This window comes from Siphonobacter sp. BAB-5385 (genome assembly GCF_002261125.1).
Classification (GTDB): Bacteria; Bacteroidota; Bacteroidia; order Cytophagales; family Spirosomataceae; genus Siphonobacter.
In genome coordinates this window covers 75,207-96,644 of the sequence record NZ_NMPS01000178.1, presented here as the reverse complement: position 1 = coordinate 96,644, position 21,438 = coordinate 75,207, and the positions used below count along the sequence as shown (strand labels likewise).

The window sequence follows — 21,438 nt, the reverse complement described above, 5'->3', positions numbered from 1 at the left end:
GTAGCGAAAATGATACAAACACCTGAAAATGAAAACTACTCCATAAATTCCCAGGCACTTTGATACGCTTCATGACTTTCCGCATACGCGATGAAGTCCGCGTAAAAGGGAAGTTGCGAAAGCGTAGCACTATCGCCAATCACGACCAGCTTTTTACGAGCCCGGGTCATGGCTACGTTCATGCGACGGATGTCGGAAAGAAAACCGATCTCACCTTCACTATTACTGCGGGTCATGCTGATGTAAACCACATCCCGTTCCTGCCCCTGAAAACTATCAATGGTATTAATGGAAATGTACTCAGCTACGGCTTGCAAAGATTCCGTGTGCTGAAACTGTTCCTGTAACACGCTGATTTGTTGCTTATAGGGTGAAATAACCGCAATGCTGGGGAAGTCGCCGCCTCTGGACCGTACCTGTTCCACCAGTTGAGCCAGATGCCGCATGAGAAAGGCCGCTTCTTCGGGGTTGGTCGAACTGGTCCCTTCCAGTTTTTCTTCGAACCCGCAGCCCGCTGTATCAATGAAAGCCAGCGGGGCATCGCCAGGAAACAAGAGCCGATGAGCTACCGAAGCATGAGCGATGAGCCGATCCTGATAGAATAGTTTCGAGGAAAAACCCATGATTTGTTCGTGCATGCGATACTGTTCCTCAAGCAGTACCACGGCTTCCGGATGGAGAGCAACGGATTTTTCAAGCAATGTGGTACTCAGTCCCTGACGGGCGGCTTCTTTGGACTTTACCGTGGGCGGCAACTGGCAATGGTCGCCCGCCAGTACTACCTTTTGAGCTTTGAGAATGGGAATCCAGCAGGCGGGTTCCAGAGCCTGTCCGGCTTCGTCGATGACTACCGTATGAAAGGTTTGATTGCGAACGGTGTAATGATTGGCTCCCACAAGCGTTGCCGTAATCACCTGCGTACGCCCCACCAGATCGTCAATGATGTATTGTTCGCTCTGATCAACCTCTTTCATAATACGATGAGCCTCGTCAAAGAGAGCCTTGCGTTGGTCGCGTTCACCTTTCCCAAAGTTTCGCTTGTAGGTATGGGCCATGCGTTTGTATTCCTGAGCCTGCTTCTTCAGGTTTTTGATTTCTTTCGTGCGGGCATGCTCGGCCATTTTCTGGTCAAGCGTCAGGGACATCAACCGCTGTGATACGCGGGCCGGATTGCCTACCCGTAATACGTTGAGGCCTTCTTCACTTAGTTTTTCACTGAGCAAATCGACGGCCGTATTGCTGGGAGCCACCACCAGAATTTTCTGGTGCGTTTGTTGCCAGAGGGCTTTAATGGCCTGGACGAGTGTGGTCGTTTTACCCGTACCCGGCGGGCCGTGAACGATAGCCAGTTCATTAGCCGCCAGGATTTTTTCAACGGCCTGTTGCTGAAAGGGATTCAGTCGCGGCAAAGAAACCGGCGTAACGTCGGTACGAAAGGTGGGAGAAGCCGAGCCCGTCAACAGTCGAATCAATTGACCATCGGGTTTGTCGCTCCGTTGATCCGCCACTTTCAGGGCATTCTGCATTTCCTCGTAGCTGTTGTCATCAAACAGCAGGTCAATGCCCAGTTTGCCCTGACGGGACCATTCGGGCAGCTCATCCGTCCGCAACGTTAAACGAAGACGGTTGCCACTTTGGTGGGCAACAATGCCCTCCACGCGATCCTCCTTGGGATCATGGTTGGAAAACAGTACCGCTGGCATACCGAAGCGGAACTGATGAGGTATATCCTGATGCGTGGTTCGCTCTAGTTCCACCGTCAAATAATCGCCGCGACTCATTTCTGAACCCCGGATGGCCAGTGGGTACCAGCTCAGGCCGGCAGCTCTCCGCTCGCTAACGGAGGACGATTCGGTCAGTTTTAAATACGACTGCCGATCTTCTTCCCGCTCGATCTGGAGTAATTCCAGTAGCTTTTTAAAATAATCCATACACAAAGGTAGCCGCTGGTTCACAGAAATGGGGAATTCCTCCGAAAACCAAAGGGACAGCCTGTCACTTTGGAAGCAAAAACTACTGAGTGTAGAGCGGCACGTGTAGCTTTGCCGCGTCTAATCACGTACCGAATGCCTGCGATCTCTGCCCCCGAAACTACTGAAATCTATCGTGAAGCGTCCCTTTCGCTAGTAGTTAAACCCCAGGCCGATGCGGCGGCCTTGAGCCTGCTCAAAGACACGGTTTATGGTACCAAAGGCGTTCGGTATCGGCAAACCAATCAGGAAGAGCGGTTGCGGGAACTCTACAATCCCTTCTTTTTTCACCTGTATGAAGAGGAAACCCTGTTGGGCGTGTACTGCCTGGATCATCGGGTCGTTGAAGTGCCCTGGGGATGGGTAGACAGCTTTTATGGGCGGTATCTGGCCGTAACCTCAGTCGCTCAGGGCGGGCTATGGTCGTTTGCTGAAAACGCAGGCCGTTGCTTACCTTTTTCAGCAAATCCCGGCTCCGTTTCTGGTGTATTCGTTTATTGAAGCCAGGAATACGCGTTCGGTAGCCGTCTCTCAAACGCTTCAATTTGAGTCCATTGCCCGGCTACAATCGTACCTGTTCCGCCGCTTGAACCCTAAAAGAGATCCCCGTTTCAGAGCCCTGACACGGGAAGAAGAATCGCAGCTACTGCCTTCCCTGCAAGCCAGCTACCAGCCGTACGCTTTTAAAACCTGGACGAAAACGCAGGGAAATTTTTATGGTCTTTGGGAAGCAAATCAAATCGTAGCTGCCGTTGCCGCCCGGCGGGTTCGCTGGCAGTTCAGGCACATGCCGGGGGCGGGGGGCTGGTTTTTGATGCATGGACTTCGTTACGTACCGATTCTAAAGAATCTTTTCCGGGCGGATTACGCCTTTGTCGCCGTGGAAGCCGTCTACCTGAAGGCGGGTTACGAATCGCTTTTACCCACACTGCTGGAAAGCTTACTGGCTCATAGGGAAAGATACACGGCTCTCTGGCAACTCGATGAACGCCGTACCGAATGGACCCGTCTACCAGGTATGGGCTTTTTTAGCGGCTTTCAAACGGGAGTGTCTACGCAGGTATGGGTACAGGCGAAAGGCCTGTCCGAAGAGCAGTGGCAACAGCTCCGGCAAAGTCCGGTGTATGTCTCTTCATTTGATTATACCTGAGAAAAATGATTTCAAGTTTAAGTTGAGGTAGGAATGTTTATTTAATTAGTAATCAAACAAGTATTATAAAAAGCAAAGAGGGAGTATAGGATTGCCTGTACTCCCTCTTTGCTTTAAAACGAATGCTCTATTTAGCTTTCTTAGACATTTCGTCAATGGCCAGATACCGCTCACGTTGCTGCTCGGGTTGCTCAAAGGTCTTGGCACCAATGTGCATGACGTACACCTTATTTTCCGTAGCGGGCGTCCATTTGGGTAAGCCAGCTCCGTTGGGATTGCCCGTTTTGATAAAATTAGCGAAGTAGTTTTGCATGGTTTTGGACACTTTGTAATCTTCATCCGTCCAGGCGTACACTTTGTTGGTGGCCAGATTGCCCATAGCGTACTCAATTTCAGCCGAGTGAACGGCACCCTTAGCCGCCGGAGCGGGTTTGGTAGCGGGATCCGCATTTTTCACTACGCCTCCGGCCAGTCCGGGCTGAGCATTACCCATTTCAGGCCGCATCGCGGGACGCGGCTGGGTATACAGGTAACGGTACACGGGCTGCTTGCTGGTTTTCATGTGGTAATCCGCCCATTTCCAGGTGCTGTACCCAATGAAAAGATCACCCGCCAGAGCCGTACCTACTTCTTCTACCTGAGCATCTGAAGTCACGGGATAAGCCTTTAGAATGTCATCAGCCGAAGCTCCTAAACGACCCTGCACGGCCTTTTTGTAGTTTTCTACGGTAGGAGCTTGCGGACCCAATAAAGCCCGGTAATTCATTTCTTCCGAGTTCCAGCCCAGTAACAGCGGTACTTGAGCCTGATCACCCGCGGCAAAAATATCGCTGACAGGTTTCGGGAAAAAGTAACCGTCGATGGTGATGGGAAAGCTGCCAGGAGCTGCCTTTGCGGTCGCTTCCAATAATTCTTTCGCCGGCAGGGCCCGCAGGGCAGCCAAAGATGAAGCCCCGATGGATTCGCCAAACTGACTGCCTTTCTTTTCCGCCTCAGCCAGGGAAACGGGTGAGAGCGTACCCATCAGCGAACCACTTTCACCAATCGCCTGAGCAAACAGGTTTTTGGAACCCGGCGAGGCCATCTGGGCACTTACCGCAATAGAGCCAGCCGATTCGCCAGCAATGGTTACTTTGTTCGGATCGCCTCCGAAAGCGGCAATGTTAGCCTTTACCCAGCGTAAAGCCGCCTGCTGATCCATGAGCCCGTAATTACCGGACGAATGGTGTGGTGATTCCTTAGTTAATTCGGGATGGGCCAGAAAACCGAAAACCGTAAGCCGGTAATTTACTGTTATGGCGACTATGCCCTTCTGAGCCATGCTTTCGCCATCGTAACGTGGCTCGGAGCCATCACCGGCCATGAAGCCACCGCCGTAGAAATACACCAGTACGGGCAGTTTTTCATTCCCTTTTTTCGCCGGCGTCCATACATTCAGGTACAGACAATCTTCACTCGTTCCGTTCGAACGAAAGTTCATGTCCCCAAACAAGGCTCGCTGCATGGCAGCAGGGCTAAAATGATCCGCTTTGTGCACGCCTTCCCAGTTTTTAACGGGCTGAGGTTCTTTCCACCGTAGATCGCCCACGGGGGGCTGAGCAAAGGGAATGCCCTTGAACGAACGAATCCCACTGGCTTCGACGGTTCCTTCGACGACTCCGTTCTGGGTTTTAATCTGAGGAGCTTTCGACGTCTGGGCGAAGGCCAGCGTCGTTCCCATCAGTAAAAAGGTAAGCATTGTTTTCATCATTGCAAGAGGCTGTTTAACGCTTGAAGTAATGGATTGGGCTTTTTGAAAAATCAGAGAAATGCTTTATTGTTGCACAGTGCAACAATAATAGAAAATGCCCTTGAATCGAACAAATTTTGTAAAAAAGAAACGATAAAGAGTGTTACGTATGACTACTGCGACGGATGAGACCAACCCTGATGGACGAGGGTTTTTACCGGGTCTGGCTCTTGATTTTGTCATTTTCGGTTTTCACGATCAGGAACTTAAAATTCTGATTCTGGAGTACAAAAACACGGATTTATTTGCCCTGCCGGGCGGATTTGTCCGCGAAAAGGAAGATCTGGAGTCTGCCGCCCGCCGCGTGCTGGCTCAGCGAACGGGCCTGACCGATATTTACCTCGAACAGTTTCATACCTTCGGAAGTCTGCAGCGGTACGATCCAGCTCCGCTTGCTCAGATTATGCAAGCGAAAGGGCACGCGGTACAACCGGATCATTGGCTGTTACGTCGGTTTGTAACGGTAGGCTATTACGCCCTGGTGGATTTTACCCAAGCCGTACCTCAGCCCGACGCGATGGCCGATCGCTGTGCCTGGTACGAACTACATCAGCTGCCTTCGCTGATGCTCGACCACAAAAGCATTGTAGCTAAAGCCCTGGAAACGCTTCGGGAAACGCTGGATCGGAAACTCATTGGGTTTAATCTGCTGGAAGAATCCTTCACCATGCACACGCTGCAACGACTTTACGAAACGGTGTTAGGAGAACCACTGAATCGATCGAGTTTCCAGCGACGCATGCTGAGCCTGGGAATTTTGCAGCGACTGGAGAAGACGTATACGGGCAAAGCTCACAAAGCTCCGTATCTCTACCGGTTTATTGAGCCGGATTAAACTGTCGGAATCAGCCCGGCAAATTGTCGGTTTTAGCCAGTATTCGCTGAAAAAAAGGGGCTTAGGTTTGCAAAAACAAAAACATACTAAACCTATGGCTACGCAAATCTTTGTAAACCTGCCCGTCAAAGCCCTGGAACCTTCCGTCACCTTTTTTACGCAACTGGGCTATTCATTCAATCCGGAGTATACGGACGAAAACGCCACGTGTATGGTCATCAGCGATACCATTTTCGTCATGCTATTGGTAGAACCCTTTTTCCAGACGTTCACCAAAAAAACTGTAGCCGATGCCCAACAAACCGCTGAAGTAATCGTATCCCTCTCCCTCGAAAGTCGGGCGGCCGTCGATGACATGATCCAGAAAGCCCTGGCGGCTGGAGCGACCACACCTACGCCCGCTCAGGACATGGGATTTATGTACCAGCACGGTTTTCAGGATCCGGACGGTCACTTGTGGGAATTTTTCTATATGCAGCCCAACGCGTAAGTACGTTGCCATCCAACGTCCACTACTCCGTAAGACTAGAGCTTAGGGGGTGGTGGACGTTACTTTAATTAGCAGACGCCAAATGTTTGATAGCCACCGAAATCGTTAGTGCGTGTCTGAAAACAGCCTTGATCAACACGGGCACGGTGCAACCCATAAGAGCTTTTGACCAAACCGTATTAATACAATTAGAAGTAGCTTATACACCAAAAAACAGGGCATACTCGTTCTATCGGCAGAAAAAAAGTTAAGGAATCCCGCTGGCAAAACAACGCCTGTTGACTTGTTCAGTGTACCTTAGCCTTTTTGAAACCCTTACTCTGGAATTTTTTACAATGCAAAGACGCCATTTTTTAAAACAGTCTGCTCTGCTGACGGCTGGTGCCCTCGCCTTACGTGAGTCGCTTGCGGCGGCTCCGTTGAAAACGATCAATCCGTTCGGCGTTCAGTTGTACAGTGCCCGCGACGTACTGCCGAAGGATCCTAAAGGCATCATGACGCAGTTGGCTCAGTACGGCTACAAGCAGTTTGAGAGCTACAGCGGACCCAAGGGATTTTTGTGGGGTCTGGAGCCGAAAGAAATGAAATCGTTTCTCGATGGGCTGGGCGTAAAGATGATCAGTACGCACTTCGATTTTCGGGCCGCGGCCAGCAAGCCTGATGTACTGAAAAAGAACATTGAAATGGCACAGGGAGCGGGCCTGAGTTACCTGCTTTGTCCTTACATTGGTGCTCAGAAGACCTGGGATGACTGGAAGAAAATCGCCGATGAATTCAACAAAGTAGGAGAGGAAGTAAAGAAAGGCGGCCTGAAGTTTGGGTACCATAACCACGACTACTCGTTTAAGCCCCTGGATGGCAAGCTACCCCAGGATTACCTGCTGGCTAACACCGATCCTAAAAACGTAATGTTTGAGCTGGATTTGTGCTGGATTGACGTTGCGGGAGTGAATACAACCGAACACCTGAAGAAATACGGCAAACGTTACGAACTCTGCCACATCAAGGATTATACCGTTAAAAATGGTAAACCCGTTCAGAACGATATTGGTGAAGGATCCGTAGATTTCAAAAAGACGTTGCGGAGCGTACTGGATACGAGTAAGATTAAGTACTTCCTCGTTGAACAGGAGGAGTACCCCGGCTCGCCGATGGACAGTCTGAAAAAGGACGCTCAGTATATGAAAACGCTGAATGTGTAGCCCAAAGGCAGCTACGAAAAGAGCAAGGCACGGACCACTGTCCGTGCCTTGCTCTTTTGTAGGGTATACGGGTGCAGGTTTCCAGACCTGTACCCACTATGAGGCAGTTGCCAACTGCCGCCTCTCCAGTAGGTGATTAGTACTTCTGAATGAAGTTGATTGACTACAGATTCACCCCACCCGATACCTCGATTCGCTGAGCATTGATCCAGCGGGCTTCTTCCGTACACAGAAAAGCCACTACACCCCCAATGTCATCGGGTAAACCTACGCGGCCGAGGGCCGTCGCACTGGCAATTTGCTGGTTGATCTGAGCATTGTCCCGCACGGCTCCACCGCCAAAATCGGTTTCGATGGCTCCCGGAGCTACAACGTTGACGGCAATACCCCGCGATCCCAATTCTTTTGCCATGTACCGGCTCAGCGTTTCGATGGCCGTTTTGAGGGAAGCGTACACGGCGTAGCCTGGATTGGAAAAGCGAGTCAGACCCGAAGAAATATTGATGATCCGGCCACCATCGGTGAGGAGGGGAAGTAGGTGCTGGGTCAGGAAAATGACGCCCTTGAAGTGAATGTTTACCAGTTGATCCACATCTTCTTCCTTCGTGTTGCCAATGGGCGTATGAGCGGCCACACCAGCGTTGTTAATCAGGAAGTTGAAGTGTTCCTGGCCAAAGGTATCGGCGAGTACGTGTTTGAACTGGCCAACAAAAGCCTCAAAGCTAGCCACGTTTCCCGTATCAAGCGGAAGGGCTATGGCTTTCGCTCCCAGTTGCTCAATCTCTGCGACGACCGCCTGAGCTTCGTCAGCTTTACTATGGTAGGTAAGAATCACGTCGATTCCCTTTTTTGCCAGACTCAGGGCCATGTTTTTGCCCAAACCGCGGCTTCCCCCGGTAACTAATGCAATACTCATAATGGTCTGTTTCTTAAGGTTTGAAAGAACGGTACTTAGCCGTAAAACCAAGTACCAGCAGGCACAGGGCGTACCCGGCTAGGCCGTATCCCAACCAGCGATTTACGGCTGGCTTGCCGGATGCAAAGATGAGGGCTAGGACAATCCGGGTGTTTGTAAGGATCAATCCATTCGTTGCAAAAATCAAATCTTAGGCCCGAAAAGCAAGTGGCGAGAAGGAGGTTTGTTTGCGGAAGAAATTGGAAAAGTGGGCGACCTGCTCGAAACCCAGGCAGTAAGCAATTTCGGAGACCGTCCAGTTGGTTTGTTTGAGCAAAATTTTGGCTTCCTGCAGAATCCGCTGTTGAATGGCTTCCGTCGTGGTTTGGCCCAGCGTTTCTTTCAAAACTTTATTGAGGTGATTGACGTGAACCGCCAGATGATCGGCAAAATCCTTGGCCGTACGAAGGCCTACTTTCTGATGAAGCGTATCAATGGGAAACTGCCGTTCCAGTAATTCAAGAAACAGGGAGGTAACCCGGGCAGAGGCCGGCGGATGGGTTGAACTTGCCGGCAACGGCTGTAGTTTCTGTCCGTAATGAATCAACTCCAGCACGTAGGTGCGTAGCAAATCGTATTTATAGGCGTAATCGGACGTAATTTCTTCCCGCATCTTCAGGAACAGGCTGTTGAGCTGGTCGGCTTTCTCATCGCTCAGCTGGAAAATCGGTATGCCGCCCGGCCGGAAAATGGGTAGCTCGTCCAGGATGACGCCGCTCTTGCTGGGCAGAAGAAACGCATCCGTGAAAATGCAGAAATAACCCGCCTGGTGCTCATCCAGTGGTACGTAATGATAGGGTACTTTAGGTGAAGCAAACAGCAGGGCATTGGTTTCAATGTCAAGGACTTTATCGGCGTATTCGGCCCGGTTTCGGCCGCGAATCAGACTGATTTTGTAATAAGTCCGACGATTGTACGGCATGACCGACCGCTGCGTTGTCTTCTGAAATAAGTCTTCGATACTGAAAACATTGAAATGACCAATTTCTTTCGCGACATCCTGCGGAAAAATCGTCTGTTTTTCGAGCGTAGAGCCCGTCGTTACTTCCCGATAAAAATCATCAACCGAGGTCAGAGCCATGTAGCGTACGTTTGTAAAAATCAAATTTACAAAGAGTCATCAACAACTCAAACGAACCACATACGGATTCTATGGGTACGCGTAGAGGTCAGTTAAAGAGAAGAGCTAAAATCGGAACATTAAGAAATCTTAATCTTATCCTAAGGTCGTTTTTATCGCAGTAGCCGAACTTGGCTCCTTTACAAGGAGAAAATTCGTCGGGGCTGGCGGACTCAAAAGGACGATACTCTCTGAAATGCTTAGGTAAACATTTCAGTAAAAGGACTTATCGTGATCTGGGATTCGAACGGGTACGGTTGATAAAACGAATCCGTGTAGCACCTATTGAAAGAAAAAAGTATCCCCATTAAGGAATCGTTCGTGATTCCCCTTTATTCGCTGGTGTGAAAAAAACCTTACGCTATACCACCCTTTTCCTGCTCTGCTGGCTAACTAGTGAAGCAACCCTGGCCCAGACCTCCGTTTCCGGCCGGGTGCTCGGCTACGTGTTCAATCGGATTGGGGATTATGACGGCTTACGGCTACAAACAACGGCAGGCGAAGTACAACTAGGTTTCCCTCCCCACGCCGCTCTCAGTGTCCGGCGACTGGCCCGCACCGGGCAAACGATTACCGCCGATGTCGAACCCGGAGCGGGTGGTCCCGGCCCGGCTCGCCCACCGGAAGCCCGCCTGAACCGGTATCGCCTGATTCGGCTGCGAAATCCTTCCTCGGGTTTGGTGATACAAGTGGCTGACTTGCCGCCGCCCCAACCCAAATCGGGCTCGTTGGTTCAGGCGGAGGGACCCCTGCTCAAAAAGATACAGGACGAACGGGGGCAGTTGATCGCTTTGCTGACGGATAAGTATCTCATTGAACTGAAACCCCACCAGGCCGGACAAATTCTTCCCTTGCTGGAGGGTATTCAACGCCTGGGTGTAACCGGTTTCGAGCGAAACGCCGAAGGCTTCGTCAATCAAACCGGCCGTACGGTCTTACACCCTTCTACACTAACGATTCGGGGTCAAACCTTTGCACTCTAATGAAAATTCTGTTAATCGACGACGAAGAAAAACTGGTCCTGCACCTGCAGAAAGGTCTTCGGCAGGCGGGTTACTCGGTGGATATTGCCTTATCGGCATCGGTGGGCCTGGAACAGGCAGCCGTAGGCGATTATGATTTGATTTTGCTGGACCTGATGTTACCCGGAACGACGGGCTTCGACATACTGCGTACCCTACGGGCTTTTGGCATTGACGCTCCCGTGATGATTCTGAGTGCTCTCAATCAGTCCCGCCACGTAGTAGAAGGATTGGACTTAGGAGCCGTTGACTACCTGCGTAAACCCTTTGAGCTGGAAGAATTACTGGCCCGGATTCGTACAGTACAACGGAATCAGGCGGGCAGTCGGCTGGCGGTGTGGCAGATCGGGGACTTGCGTATGGATCTGGCCAGTCGGCAGGTCAGCCGGGGCGAACAACCCATTGCTCTGACGCCCCGGGAGTATCAGTTGCTGGAACAGCTCATGCGAAATGCCGGTCGCATTCTGTCCAAAGCCCAGTTGACCGAAAAAGTCTGGGAATCTGATTTTGATCGGGGTAGCAATGTCGTGGAAGTACACATCCACCAGCTTCGGAAAAAAATTGACCGGGGCTTTGCCGTGCCGCTGCTCGAAACGGTCGTTGGCGTAGGGTATCGCCTCAAGGGAACGCTGGAAATCAATTAAAATCCTTGATAAAGATGGTCGGGTTCTGGCCCATTCGCAGTATTCGGGTAAAGATGGGTCTGGTGTTCGGGCTTACCTTCTTTTTGGGGTTTGCCGCCGCGGCTACCTACGTATTCCATGAGGTCAAAAAGGTACTGATTCAGCAGGAAAATCGGGCGTTGATTGATCGGGCTACGCGGCTATCCGAACGGGTGTCGCTGTACCCCTTGGTCATTCCATTGCCCGAATCGGGCGAAGTGCTGGCCCTTTGGTATACCACGGGCGATTCCTCCCACCGTCTGTACCAGTCGCCGCAATTTCCGGAACACCTGAGCAAAACCGGAGCCGCTACGGTCTTTCAATCCGATACGCTTGAACTGGCCCGGGTGAACCGAGATGCGGAAGGCGATTACGGAAATCTTACGACCATCGTAGGGCGTAGCAACCGCCCCCTGACCCGGCAACTGCAAAACATTGGCTGGTTACTGATCAGTACACTGTTGTTGAGCATGGTCATTTCGGGACTGGGAGCCTGGTGGCTGAGCGGCTGGCTGTTACGCCCGCTACAAGCCATCATTCAGTCGGCCCGTTCGGTCAATCTGGCCGGCGGAGTAACGCCCATTCCCATGCCCCGGACCAGCGATGAGATACAGGAATTAGCGACGACCATCAACGACATGCTGGCCCGCATTCAGCAGGCCGTGGATACGCAACACAACTTCTTTGCCGCTGCCTCGCACGAACTGCGTACGCCCCTTAGTATCCTGCGTACTGAAATCGAAGTGGCCCAGCGGGAGGCGATCAACGACCGCGAACGTTTTTTTCTAGCGAGTCAACTGGCCGAATTACGGCGACTGAGTCGGCTGGTGGACGATCTGCTGGCGATGAGTCAGCTTCGGGCGGGTACCCTGCAACTACGTCCGGAGCCCATCGAACTTGATGATTTGACCTTACAGCTAACGGAACGCTATCATGCCGTCCTGAAGCAGAGGCAACTCTATTTGTCCGTGCATTTGGATGATACGGCTCCTTCGTTTCGCGTAGGGGCGGATGAAGACAAACTTACGAATGTGCTGCTCAATCTGCTGGATAACGCCACCAAGTACGCCCGGCCACAAACGCAGGTGGATTTGCGACTGGAGGTGCTCGACGAAAACGTGGTCTGGTCCCTGACCAACCTGATCAGCGGTCCGGTAGCCGATCCCGATCGCTTGACTCAGGAATTCTATCAGGCCGATACCCGGCACGATGGATACGGTTTAGGCCTCTGGATTAGTCAGCAAATGGTTCGACTCATGCAAGGTTCATTCACCGTAACGGCCACCCGAGACTCCTTTCGAGCCGAAATTCGCTTCAAAAGAAACCAGGACTCCGTTCGCTAAAACAGTGCCCTGGTTCACTCACCTCAACTACCCTTATCCTCGGGCATGGGCCATTAGTAATTCACCGGAGGCTGAAAACCGAAGCGTATACAACTGCTCACCCACGGCTACATCAATTTTGTACTCACTTGTAGTTCCCGCTGGCGGCGTATGCTGCTTGGCTATTAGGAATGTGTACCCACTGAAATGAGTCTGTAAGTAGGTCGTAATTACGGAAGGCAGCAGCGTCGCATCCTGAATCAGGGCGTCTTTGGCCGGAGCCATTGGTCCGCCCGGTCCTCCTGGTTTGGGACCTGGTCCTGCCGGAGTAACCTGTGTACCCGTCGTATCAAAATGCAGAACGAGGAGCTGGCCGTTACTGAAAACTTTCACGTCGTAAGTAGTCGTCTCATCGTGCACGTGTTCCTCGGTCCAGCCGTAGGTATAGCTGGTGTAGGTGCTCGCAAGAGCCGTCTCGATGGCCGCTGGTACTTTATCTCTGGAGAGGTAACGGACGGCGTGCGTTTTGGTCAGATCGCCGGGAGCCGTATGAGCATCCCGGAAGGTTCCTGTCCCGTCGAAATGAACGTTGATGCGTTGTCCATTCGCTACAATCTGTACCCGGTATTCCTGGGCAACGCCGTTGATCTGGACGGATTCCGCAACGATGAACTGGTACCCGGCGTAGGTCTGGCTGAGGTAACTGCTTACCGTAGCGGGCAATTGCGTAGCGGTCAGAGACGTAAGTACCTCTCCGCGAGGACCCGCCGGACGGGTCGTTAGGGCTCCGTTTGTGTCAAAGTAATAATCAACCGGAACGCCGTCTTTTAATACCGTCACCTTCGTACCCCCGTACGTGTTGGTACCGGGCTGAGCCTTTTTTTCTACCCGAATCAGGGTATATCCTGCGGCGTTCTGATCCAGGTACGTTTGGATGGCCGTCGGCAACGTTGAACTGGGCAATCCTACCACACTGGCGGAGGCCCGGGTACTAAACAGGATGCTGTTTTCAGTCGTCTGCGTGGGGCTGGGGGTCATCGCCGTTTTGGTACAGCTGGCGGTGAGGAGCGTGAGCAAAATCGCTCCGGATACAAAAGTCTTCTTCATTGGGCTCTTTGGTTGTTTGACCAAAGGTGATTCTGCCACATGAAGATAACCTTAAGATCGTATTAATTCTATTCGGTCTTACTAAAGCAATAGAACTGCCGTTTGCAAACCGAAGTCGGGTCGGCATTCTAAAGCTATCAATGTTCTACGCTTGGAAAAAGAACCGAAGGCTAGAAGCGAAATCGGTTGTCTGATTTCCTGGTAGTACTCAGGAAATCAGACCAACCGATAGTTTTTAGGTAAAGCCGCTATTAACGGAGCAGAAAAGACTTTCCGTTTACGGTAAGAACCGAGGCTTCGATCACCTGTTGTTTTTGCAGGCGAACCTGACCTTCGCCCGTGGGTTGGACGTATCCTTCTACCGAAACCGTACTTTCTTTCGGTGCGACCGCAATCACCTGGGCGGCGAGGTGAGGAGGCACGCGGACAAGTGTCTGGTCACTGAGGCGTAACCCACTTACCTGGCCCTGCTTGTTGAGCTGATAATCCAGCACTTTGCCTTTGAAAGTCGTCGGCGTTAATGTCGGTGGGGTAGCGGGTGCGGCCGGAGGCGTATCGGTTACGACGGTTTGGCCACTCGTCAGGCTAACCAGCCGGAACATACTCTGCCCCTCGGGCGTGAGTTCCGAAGAACCCGTTATTGTTACCTGACGGCCCGATTTACTCGCTGCCTGAACGGCTTGTCCCAGATGCGGGGGAAACTGAACGACTATCTTTTTTCCTTCGGTATTAAAAGTGAATCCGTCCAGAACCGACTCATCGTTGGCCGTGAAATCCTGCACAGTACCGCTCAGCGTTGTGAGGGCAACCAGTCCCGGTTGTTGAAGTGGAAGCGGCCCAGCGGGAGGAGCGGGTCGGAAGGCAGCGGGGCCTGGACCTGGGCCTACGGGAGGTTGTGCCTGGAGTGTGGCTACACTCGCCATACCGGCGAGTACGAGAAGTGCGAATGATGGTTTGCTTTTCATAGGTTTGTTTTGATGACTTACGATGGCAAACCTACCGTACCCACTTAAGGACGATCTGAAGAAACGATTAATTTATCTTAAGCTCCAAATGCAGTAAGGGTTTGAATCGGATACGCTATTCCCAATCCGATTCAAACCCTTATGACTTTCCGGGTTTAGTTACAGGGCAAGCGACTGCGGACCAAATTCTTCAAAGCGAATAGAGGAAGCGGGAATACCAGCGGCTTGTAGATCCTCGAATTGTTTGGTAATGAATCCCGATGGACCACAGACGTAGTAAATGGCCTCGGGATCCAGAACGGAAGCGGGTAGCTGCGAAATATCAACGATGCCCGTCTGAACGCCCGCCTGCGAGCCGCCCAGCTCGGGTAACTGGCTGTAGAACAGGTGCGTGTGCAGGTGTGGATACGCCGCTTCCCACTCGGCCAATACGTCTTTGAAGGCGTGTACGCCCGCGTGGCGACAGCCATGAATCCAGTGAATGGGTTGCTGCGAGGAGGAATTTAGCAAATGTTCCAGCATACTCAGCAAAGGCGTTTGACCGACACCGCCGCTGATGAATACGCTGGGCCGGGAAGCCGATAGCTCCAGCGTAAATTCCCCGGCCGGAGCACTCAAATCCAGCGTATCGCCCTCCTGAATGTGGTCGTGCAGATAGTTACTGATCATGCCGTTGAAACTGGGAATGGCGTTGGTTTCCCGTTTCACCGAAATCCGGTAATACCGCTGATTTGGAGCCGAAGAAATGCTGTACTGACGCGGCTGAAGCAACTGGAGCTGGGGCAGAAACACGCGTACGCTCAGAAATTGTCCCGGTTGGTGTGGGGCTACTGGACCGCCATCGACCGGGACCAGATAAAAAGAAGTAATCTCGCTGCTTTCGGCCTGTTTAATTTCTACGCGGAAGGGCCGCCAGCCGGTCCAGCCGCCTTCCTGAGCTACATTTTGCTCGTACAAATCCGCTTCCACGCCCGACATAAGCTTCGACAGTTGCTGATACGCTTTGGCCCAGGCTTGTATGAGTTCGGGCGTTGCCGCCTCCCCGAGTACTTCGCCAATGGAAGCCAGCAGATGGCGGCCCACAATGGCGTAATGTTCGGGCCGAATGGATAAACTGACGTGTTTGTGGCCAATGTGGTTCAAAACGGGTAAGAGTACGGAAGGATCATCGATGTGTTCGGCGTAGGCCAATACGGCCATCGCCAGGGCCATTTGCTGGCGACCGTTCTGCTGGTTCCCCTGATTGAATGTATGCTTAAGCTCCGGATTATAGCGGAACATGCGTTGGTAAAAGTGCGTCGTTAGTTGTACCCCATTGGTTTTCAGTACGGGAACGGTGGCTTTGACGAGTTCTTTTTCTTCGGTGGTCATCATGGTCATCTAGGAGAAACAGTGTTGAATTAAATAGTAAAAGACCTTTTAGTCTTTTATTGAGATAAAAAAAAGGATCAGGCACTTTTTAACCGAACCAGACCCTGGGCAATCAGGTCATTGAAATCACCGATGGTAGACGATTGCAACATTTTCTGAATCTGAGCCCGTACGCTTTTAAATTGCTGATGGATGGGGCAGGGGTTGGTTTCCGAGCAATTAGGTAGGCCCAAACCACAGCCGCTAAAAAGTTTGTCACCATCAATGGCCCGTACGACGGCAGCCAGTGAAATATCCATCGCCGCCACGAAAAACCCGCCATTTGGGCCTTTCGCCGATTGCAGTAAGCCTTTGCGAGTCAAATCCTGAAGGATTTTAGCCAGAAAGGGCTCGGGAGCATCAATTGCCTGAGCAATCTGCCGGAAACCGACTTTGTGCCCAGCGTCCGATTGCTGAGCAATGTAAAGCAGGGCCCGGATGGCGTATTCGCAGGTTTTTGAAAACATCGGCGTGTTAAACTTGGGACAAACGTACGCGGTTTTAAATAAAAGACAAAAATATCTTTTATTTATTTTTTGCCTGATTTTCTCGCTAGCCAACGCCTAGCGGGCTTTCCATTCCGCTCGGACGTGTGTTATGATTTTGTAAAAGTTTAGAGAAAACGGTACTTGAGGCTCCGAATGAACCTAGATTCACGCCGTCAAACCCTGGTAGGTGGGACAAAAACGCATTCGCACTCCCTGGACAAGGGGAGGCTTGAGCGAACTGCTTGGATCATTCAGGATTGTTAAACGTTTTACGGGATCAAGTCTATTTTTCACGTACCATGAGCTTTACACGTTATTTTGCGTATGCGATGCTTTTGTTGGCCAGCGTCCGGACCAGTTACGCTCAGCCGGGGGCACACAAGGCCGTATTCGTAATTGTCGATGGCATTTCTTACGAACAACTCAAAAAAATCTCGACGCCTCATCTGGATGCCATTGCCAAAGTCGGCGGTATGAGCAAAGCGTACGTAGGGGGGCAGAAACAGTCGTATTCACAAACCCCCACCATCTCGGCGGTGGGTTATAATAGCTTACTGACGAGTACCTGGGTCAACAAGCATAACGTCTGGGATAACAGCATCCGGGAACCGAATTATAACTACTGGACGATCTTTCGCTTCTTTAAGGAAACCTATCCCCAGAAGAAAGCCGCCATTTTTTCCACCTGGCTCGATAATCGTACCAAGCTGATTGGTACGGGTTTAGACCAGACCAATTACCTGGAAATGGATTACTTCTTCGATGGTTTTGAACTGGATACGCTGCATTTCCCGCACGATAACAAATCCGAGTACATTCGCCGCATTGATGAAAAAGTTGTCGATGAGGCGGCGGCCTACATCCGTACCAACGCTCCGGATTTATCCTGGGTTTATCTGGAATACACCGACGACATGGGCCACCGATACGGGAATAGTGAGGCTTTTACCAAAGCCGTTACGCTGATGGATGATCAAATGGGGCGATTGTGGAAAGCCATTCAGGAACGGGAGAAACTCGGTGAAAAATGGCAGCTTTTTATCACCACCGATCACGGGAGAAGCGAACCCATGGGAAAAGATCATGGTCGCCAGTCGGATGCTGAACGCAGTACCTGGATCGTAACCAACGCCAGCGGCTTGAACGATTACTTCCGCCAGTCGGCGAAGACGCAGGCGTACCCCGCCATTGTGGACATCACCCCAACGATTGGTCGGCACCTGGGAATCAATTTTCCAAAAGAACGGGCCTTTGAACTCGACGGCGTACCGCTGACCGGTAAACTTTCGATCAATCACCCCACCATTGCCAAAGAAGACAAGCAGATCAAGCTTACCTGGCAGGCGGTTGACAAAACGGGCGAGGTAAAGATCTGGCTGGCCCTAACCAACGACTTTGAAAAAGGCGGCCATGACCGCTATCTGTTGATGGAGCAAGTCCCCGTAACGGCTGAAAAAGCGACACTGGACGTATCTAAACTACCCGAAGGTTTCTATAAAGTCGTACTCGAAGGAACGTATAACACTGTGAATCGTTGGGTAGTGGAACGGTAAAGGAACGGCACTAGTAAGCGAAGAGCCGCATCGGTTAGTCTATCTAACTAATGCGGCTCTTCGCTATTAGTAGTGAATGAATAGGTAATTATTTTTTAAAAGAATCCGCCTAAGAATAATGGAGATTGCCAGCGAAATTGATTTTGTAGCAGCAATACAATCTAATATTTTTACGCTTTAAAAAAATAAATAACTCTTTTACCATTATTTTTAAAACGGGATTAAGCTTACTTTAAAAAATAAATTAACCTGTCTTTCTATTTTAATTTAGAACCAACCTTCCCCTCTATGAAATGGCTTTATACGAGCATAGTAATGGTACTGTTTTCTTCCCTGTCATACGCACAGCGTACGTCCCGATTTGAATCCAGTCTGTTCGTAGAAAAATTTAACTATTTAATCCGCGGTCGTACAGTAGATCCCGGTCCAGACTGGAAAGGATACTACCTGCCCTCAGAAGCGAACGGATTTCGCGTGACTTCCGTAAACGGCTGGGTTTTTAAAGAAATGGTTCACACGGGCCTGGGACTTAGTTACGCCCGAATCGCTGGAATCAATGGTATGATGGCTTTTGCGACCTGCGGGCAGACCTTTCTACTAAACGTTTCACACCGTATTTTTACCTGAATCCCGGCTATTCTCATTTCTGGAATCAGTACGAAGGGGGTACGGCTACCTTTTTGTTAGAGACGGGCCTAGGTGCTGGCTATCGACTTGCGGGTAAAAGCCGTATACTCGCCTCCGTGGGCCTGTTAGGCATGCAGCAGAAAGGTTACCTCACGGGTAAAATTGGGTGTACCTTTTAAAATTCATTCACTAATACGATTCCTTTCACCAACCCATCCAATGATTAAATTTACTTTTTACGTACTGCTTCTTTTCTTCGTTACGGCTTTTAGTGGAAAAACGTATGCACAGGACCCCTCTCGGGTACGTCCGTCCCGGGACGGGTTTTGGTTATCCTTAGCCGGTGGAGGTGCCGTAGGACAAACCAAGTTGGCCAATCTAACGGGGGCCGTTGCTTACGAGTTTAAAAACAAACCAACGCTCCTTACCCTTCGCTGTTCGTATAATCTGGGGATTTTCGAAAAGGAAAGCGTAACTCCTCTGATTGATGTGGCGGATGTAGGTTTACTCTACGGCTACAAAGTAGGAAAGTTTCGTTTTTCGGCGGGTGTGGGTGCGGTATGGGGTACTGATCGGGGGGCGTATAAATACTACCTTTCCGATCCATTAACCTATGGAAACAATGTGTACGAAAGCCTGGACTATACAACCATTGGCTTGCCCACCGAAATTCGATTTATTACGGGAGGAAAAGATTTAGGAATCGGTCTAACGGCTTTTGGGAATGTAAACGCCAAGCGTTCTTTCTTCGGTTTAAACCTCGCCTTTTACCTGGGTGAACTCAAATAAATCGGGCGGTTCTACGTATGTCTGAAACCAGAACGTATCCATACGTTAATTTTAGAAACCATCATTGATTCAGCCAATGCTTAAACGTAGGAGCCTTGTCCTTACTGATGATAATCTCCAGCGGTTCGTATGTGCCGATTTGTACTTTAAGCTTACCGTTGAAGTAGTTATGAATACTTCGGATACTGCCTACGTGAATAATGTACTGGCGATTGGCCCGGAAGAAATGCTGCGGATTTAAATCAATTTCCAGCTCTTCGAGCGTATGCGGAATCATCGTTTTGCCACCGCTTTTCGTGTGGGCGAAGGTGAGCTTGGCTTCCGAGAAAAAGAACTCAATATCCTCCACCAGCAGGGTGGTATAGCCATCGCGGTAGGGCAGCAAAAACCGCTGTCGGGATGGTTTCATCTGCTTCTGATACAAGGCCAGAAACTCGGCGTAAAGCGTAGCCGGATCGGTGGTGGGTTGGGTAGGATGTAGCTGATCGAACTTATCCAGGGCCTGAGCTAGTTCGTCGGCGTCAATGGGTTTTAACAAGTAATCAATGCTGGTAACCTTAAAGGCCATCATCAGGTACTCGTCGTAGGCCGTGGTAAAAATGATGGGGCTGCTGACGGGTACCTGCGAGAAAATGTCGAAACAAATGCCATCCGCCAGCCGGATATCCATAAAAATTAATGGAGGCTTAGGCTGCGTTTTCAGCCAGGCCACACTTTCGCTAACGGTACCCAACACCGCCAAAATCTGATGATTCGGGCGAAGGCTTTGCAGCAGTCGAATCAGACGGTTCACATTGGCTTGTTCGTCTTCAATAATCAAACAGGACAAAAGGCTCGTATTCATTCGTGCGTAGTGCTCAGGCTAAGACTGGATTGCGGGGCGTGGGGGAAATCGAATAAGGGGAGTTCTACCCAGAAGTGCTGGCCATTGGCGTTTACCACCGGTACCTGACTGGAAAGAATGCGATACCGATTCTTAATGTTTTTCAGTCCCAAACCCGAAGAGGGTAGCGGCGTCGGAAAGGGCTGGATGTTGTTGGTCACGCACAGGCGATTACCAACCTGCTCGATACGAATGGTTAAGGGTTCGGCTAGGGTTGCCCGGTTGTGCTTGATGGCATTTTCAATCAGTAATTGAATGGAAATGGGTGGAATCCACTTATGACCGAGTGTCGGATTAAGATCCAGTTCAATCAGCACCTGTTGCCCGTGCCGGATGCCAATCAGATACTGGTACGCTTTCACGAAAGCAATCTCATCCTTGAGGGGTACCAAATCCTGCTTCATGTTCTGGATCATGTAGCGGTACACCTTGGCCAGTTTATCCAGAAAGAGGGAAGCCTTGGAAGGATTTTCCAGAATCAGTTCGGATAAGGTACTGAAGTTATTGAAGAGAAAATGCGGATCGAGTTGAAGCTTGAGCGATTGTAACTCCGCCTGCAGGGCCATTTCTTTCAGTTCCAGCGTCTTTACTTTCAATTCGGCCGCTTCTTCCAGCGTGGTTTTCCAGCGGTTCAACAGAAAGTAACCCGTATGATAGGTGCTCACCATGAGAGCTACGATTAGATTGACGACGAGAAACTGCCAGGCTTCCAGTACTTCCTTGGGCGTGGGCGTTTCCGGATAAATCCAGGCATATAACTGATCCTCAATCAACAAAATGATCACACTGGCCAGTAGCGTACAGACGGTCTGCACGATAAACCGCAGGAGTGGCGAGCTGGACCAGGGGAACCAGCCTTCCAATCCATCGGCAATACCGATACTTACTTCGATCAACAGCCAGCAAAACAGGAAGGTGATGGTCAGGTCCGTCGCCCACTGTTTGCAGACGAGGGTACTACCAATATTCCAGAGCGAGCTTTCCGGATTAATGAGGTAGTACAGCACGTGAATGGCCAGCATGACCACGGGAGTCAGAGCGAGTCGAATGTACCGTTTGTAGGTACGACGATCCAGATGCAGAGGAGTGCCAGGCATAC

General features: G+C 50.8%; 21 protein-coding genes. 11 read left to right on the top strand and 10 right to left on the bottom strand.

The window, feature by feature from the left end; all coding sequences use genetic code 11:
- Positions 1-35 precede the first annotated feature (35 nt).
- A complete protein-coding gene (locus BWI93_RS17980) occupies positions 36-1,931 on the bottom strand; it encodes an AAA domain-containing protein (protein ID WP_094813754.1) in 1,896 nt (631 codons plus the stop codon).
- 135 nt (positions 1,932-2,066) lie between these two features.
- On the opposite strand from BWI93_RS17980, the gene BWI93_RS27515 reads away from it, so the two are divergent.
- Both BWI93_RS27515 and BWI93_RS17970 read left to right on the top strand, forming a co-directional pair.
- Positions 2,067-2,471, top strand: a complete 405-nt coding sequence (locus tag BWI93_RS27515; protein ID WP_141217518.1) for a hypothetical protein — start codon at positions 2,067-2,069, stop codon at positions 2,469-2,471.
- Positions 2,398-3,120 carry a hypothetical protein gene (locus tag BWI93_RS17970; RefSeq protein ID WP_094813750.1) on the top strand — a complete coding sequence of 241 codons (723 nt, stop codon included), beginning with the start codon at positions 2,398-2,400 and terminating at the stop codon, positions 3,118-3,120. The genes BWI93_RS27515 and BWI93_RS17970 overlap by 74 nt, the downstream gene beginning before the upstream one ends.
- Before the next feature lie 127 nt (positions 3,121-3,247).
- On the opposite strand, the gene BWI93_RS17965 is transcribed toward BWI93_RS17970, so the two are convergent.
- Positions 3,248-4,858, bottom strand: coding sequence for a carboxylesterase/lipase family protein (locus BWI93_RS17965; protein ID WP_255157939.1), 1,611 nt, complete (start codon positions 4,856-4,858; stop codon positions 3,248-3,250).
- Positions 4,859-5,018: 160 nt separating this feature from the next.
- On the opposite strand from BWI93_RS17965, the gene BWI93_RS17960 reads away from it, so the two are divergent.
- The 3 genes from BWI93_RS17960 (at position 5,019) to BWI93_RS17950 (ending at position 7,436) form a co-directional block, all read left to right on the top strand.
- Positions 5,019-5,744 carry an NUDIX domain-containing protein gene (locus BWI93_RS17960; protein ID WP_094813748.1) on the top strand — a complete coding sequence of 242 codons (726 nt, stop codon included), beginning with the start codon at positions 5,019-5,021 and terminating at the stop codon, positions 5,742-5,744.
- A 94-nt stretch (positions 5,745-5,838) separates the two neighbouring features.
- The gene (locus tag BWI93_RS17955) at positions 5,839-6,234 is read left to right on the top strand and encodes a VOC family protein (protein WP_094813815.1); all 396 of its coding nucleotides are present in this window, start codon (positions 5,839-5,841) and stop codon (positions 6,232-6,234) included.
- 335 nt (positions 6,235-6,569) lie between these two features.
- Complete coding sequence (locus BWI93_RS17950; RefSeq protein ID WP_094813746.1) at positions 6,570-7,436, top strand: sugar phosphate isomerase/epimerase; 867 nt, start codon at positions 6,570-6,572, stop codon at positions 7,434-7,436.
- Between the two features lie 163 nt (positions 7,437-7,599).
- On the opposite strand, the gene BWI93_RS17945 is transcribed toward BWI93_RS17950, so the two are convergent.
- Both BWI93_RS17945 and BWI93_RS17940 read right to left on the bottom strand, forming a co-directional pair.
- The gene (locus BWI93_RS17945; protein ID WP_094813744.1) at positions 7,600-8,352 is read right to left on the bottom strand and encodes an SDR family NAD(P)-dependent oxidoreductase; all 753 of its coding nucleotides are present in this window, start codon (positions 8,350-8,352) and stop codon (positions 7,600-7,602) included.
- Between the two features lie 190 nt (positions 8,353-8,542).
- Positions 8,543-9,472 (bottom strand): AraC family transcriptional regulator, encoded by a 930-nt coding sequence (locus BWI93_RS17940; RefSeq protein ID WP_094813742.1) that lies wholly within the window; start codon positions 9,470-9,472, stop codon positions 8,543-8,545.
- A 383-nt stretch (positions 9,473-9,855) separates the two neighbouring features.
- Between BWI93_RS17940 and BWI93_RS17935 the strand changes: the two genes are divergently transcribed.
- From BWI93_RS17935 to BWI93_RS17925, 3 genes are read left to right on the top strand one after another with little or no spacing between them, the layout of a single operon-like run.
- The gene (locus tag BWI93_RS17935) at positions 9,856-10,494 is read left to right on the top strand and encodes a hypothetical protein (RefSeq protein ID WP_094813740.1); all 639 of its coding nucleotides are present in this window, start codon (positions 9,856-9,858) and stop codon (positions 10,492-10,494) included.
- Entirely contained in the window at positions 10,494-11,177 is a 684-nt protein-coding gene (locus tag BWI93_RS17930) for a response regulator transcription factor (RefSeq protein WP_094813738.1), read from the top strand. Before BWI93_RS17935 ends, BWI93_RS17930 begins: the two co-directional genes overlap by 1 nt.
- Positions 11,178-11,191: 14 nt before the next feature.
- Complete coding sequence (locus BWI93_RS17925) at positions 11,192-12,538, top strand: HAMP domain-containing sensor histidine kinase (RefSeq protein WP_094813736.1); 1,347 nt, start codon at positions 11,192-11,194, stop codon at positions 12,536-12,538.
- A 33-nt stretch (positions 12,539-12,571) separates the two neighbouring features.
- On the opposite strand, the gene BWI93_RS17920 is transcribed toward BWI93_RS17925, so the two are convergent.
- From BWI93_RS17920 to BWI93_RS17905, 4 genes are all read right to left on the bottom strand, one after another.
- Positions 12,572-13,624 (bottom strand): PepSY-like domain-containing protein, encoded by a 1,053-nt coding sequence (locus BWI93_RS17920; protein WP_094813734.1) that lies wholly within the window; start codon positions 13,622-13,624, stop codon positions 12,572-12,574.
- 251 nt (positions 13,625-13,875) lie between these two features.
- The gene (locus BWI93_RS17915; protein ID WP_141217516.1) at positions 13,876-14,589 is read right to left on the bottom strand and encodes a hypothetical protein; all 714 of its coding nucleotides are present in this window, start codon (positions 14,587-14,589) and stop codon (positions 13,876-13,878) included.
- A 159-nt stretch (positions 14,590-14,748) separates the two neighbouring features.
- Entirely contained in the window at positions 14,749-15,963 is a 1,215-nt protein-coding gene (hmpA, locus tag BWI93_RS17910) for an NO-inducible flavohemoprotein (RefSeq protein WP_255157938.1), read from the bottom strand.
- A gap of 74 nt (positions 15,964-16,037) precedes the next feature.
- Positions 16,038-16,466 (bottom strand): Rrf2 family transcriptional regulator, encoded by a 429-nt coding sequence (locus tag BWI93_RS17905; protein ID WP_094813730.1) that lies wholly within the window; start codon positions 16,464-16,466, stop codon positions 16,038-16,040.
- 320 nt (positions 16,467-16,786) lie between these two features.
- Between BWI93_RS17905 and BWI93_RS17900 the strand changes: the two genes are divergently transcribed.
- The 3 genes from BWI93_RS17900 (at position 16,787) to BWI93_RS17890 (ending at position 19,456) form a co-directional block, all read left to right on the top strand.
- A complete protein-coding gene (locus tag BWI93_RS17900) occupies positions 16,787-18,040 on the top strand; it encodes an alkaline phosphatase family protein (protein ID WP_094813728.1) in 1,254 nt (417 codons plus the stop codon).
- Between the two features lie 288 nt (positions 18,041-18,328).
- Positions 18,329-18,667, top strand: a complete 339-nt coding sequence (locus tag BWI93_RS17895) for a hypothetical protein (RefSeq protein WP_094813726.1) — start codon at positions 18,329-18,331, stop codon at positions 18,665-18,667.
- 219 nt (positions 18,668-18,886) lie between these two features.
- Positions 18,887-19,456, top strand: a complete 570-nt coding sequence (locus BWI93_RS17890; RefSeq protein ID WP_094813724.1) for a hypothetical protein — start codon at positions 18,887-18,889, stop codon at positions 19,454-19,456.
- Between the two features lie 61 nt (positions 19,457-19,517).
- Here the strand turns inward: BWI93_RS17890 and BWI93_RS17885 are convergent, their stop codons facing one another.
- Complete coding sequence (locus BWI93_RS17885; protein ID WP_217902307.1) at positions 19,518-20,300, bottom strand: LytTR family DNA-binding domain-containing protein; 783 nt, start codon at positions 20,298-20,300, stop codon at positions 19,518-19,520.
- On the bottom strand, positions 20,297-21,436 hold the full coding sequence (locus BWI93_RS17880; protein ID WP_094813723.1) for a sensor histidine kinase: 1,140 nt from the start codon (positions 21,434-21,436) through the stop codon (positions 20,297-20,299). The genes BWI93_RS17885 and BWI93_RS17880 overlap by 4 nt, the downstream gene beginning before the upstream one ends.
- Positions 21,437-21,438: the final 2 nt, after the last annotated feature.